Source organism: Pseudomonas entomophila (genome assembly GCF_013523125.1).
Taxonomy (GTDB): domain Bacteria; phylum Pseudomonadota; class Gammaproteobacteria; order Pseudomonadales; family Pseudomonadaceae; genus Aquipseudomonas; species Aquipseudomonas entomophila_B.
In genome coordinates this window covers 1-1,481 of sequence record NZ_JAAMQJ010000089.1, presented here as the reverse complement: position 1 = coordinate 1,481, position 1,481 = coordinate 1, and the positions used below count along the sequence as shown (strand labels likewise).

Annotated in this window: 1 protein-coding gene and 1 pseudogene; both read right to left on the bottom strand. The window is 65.0% G+C overall.

Features of this window, described 5'->3' with window-relative positions; genetic code table 11:
- Positions 1 to 1,156, bottom strand: a 1,156-nt coding sequence (locus G7007_RS21635) for a phage tail sheath subtilisin-like domain-containing protein (protein WP_181105128.1), incomplete at its 3' end; no start/stop codon positions are given.
- Between the two features lie 95 nt (positions 1,157 to 1,251).
- Positions 1,252 to 1,481: pseudogene (locus G7007_RS21630) on the bottom strand (hypothetical protein); the annotation flags it as partial.

The following is a 1,481-nucleotide window of genomic DNA, read 5'->3' as shown; positions in this document are numbered from 1 at the left end:
CGGTGAGCCACTGGTTGGTCACCTCGACTTGGAAAGTGGGGTTCTCGGCAGGTGGCACGTCGGTGAAACGGATGTTCCAGTACACCTTGCCCTGCTCGAGCTGGGTCGCGGTGTTCAGCACGGGATCTGCGTACACCTCGAAGTTGATGATCGCGCCCTGATTCTTGAGGTCGCGCATGAATGCCTGCAGGCCCTCGGTCACGTCCTTGACGTAGGTCGCGGTAATGCCTCGGTCGACCGCCCAGCGGTGGCCGTACAGGATCGCGTCCATGACCATGTCCATGGTTCGCACGCGAGTGACGAAGGCCCACTTGGGATCGCTCGACAGCGTGCGGTTGCCCCACAGGCGGTAGCCGTCCTCGCGGATGATGGTCGTGATATTGGCGTTGTTCAGCAGGTTGGCCCGGCAGGTCTCGTCGCCGTCCAGGAACTCGACGGAACGAGTGGTACCGGTGATGCCGACGAACTCCTTGTTGGACGGCGAGGCCCAGAAGCCGTACTCGGCATCGGTCCAAGCGAACAGGCCAGCGGTATAGGCAGAACCCGACGCGTCGACGGTGGCGTTCTTGATGGTGTCCCAGTACTGCACGCCAGGGTCGACCATGAACACGCGCCTGGAACCGAAGTTCTTGGCGTAGGCCATGGCTGCCTCGTCTGTGGTGCCCGGCCCGTCGATGATGGCGAGCGCGCGCAGCTTGCCGGCCAGTGCATCCATGGCCGTGGCCACCGCCAGGGTCGCGCTGTGCTTGGGCGCGATCAGCAGACGCGGCTGGGCGTTGAAGCGGCTCTTGCCGTCCAGCAGCGCCTGCAGGCCGCTACGTTTGCCGCTGGCCAGCACCCCGCCAATGATGGCCGAGGTCTGCGCGGCCGCATCGGCGCCCTTGGCCACGCCACAGGCGACGATCACCGCCTTGGCCCGGACGAAGATCGCCTGACAGGCTTTGGTAATGGCCGCATCAGCGCCCCAGGCCGCGATCGCCTCGCGCTCGTTGGTGATCAGCAGCAGATCGCCGGCGGCCGCAGTCGGTGTGCTCGAGGCACCAGGGCCTGGAGTGAAGGTGTCGACCAGGCCGATGATCGAGGAAGACGGCAGCGCAATGCTGCGCGCCCCGGTGTCGACGTTCGAGACCGTGACGCCGTGAAAGAATCGAGCCATTGAAAAACTCCAGAAAGCACGCGGCCACGACAGGGCGCGGCCGGGCACAAAAAAAGCCGCGTAGCGGCCTGGGGGATGACGAGGGGGCGGCGGGATCAGGCGACGTTGCCGATGCCTTGTACGCTTGCGTGAATCGCCTCGATCGTGGCATCGGCGATGGTCTCGACGGCAGCATGCGTGGCGGCTTTCAGCACGTCTTGCTTGCCTTTCAGGCGCAGCGCGCGCAGCTCGTAGAGAGCCTTCTTCCAGGCAGCGGCCTCGGCCAGAATGCTCTCGGTTGCAGGCTTGGCCTCCAAACTGGTGGCATCCATCCAGGCTTGCACTG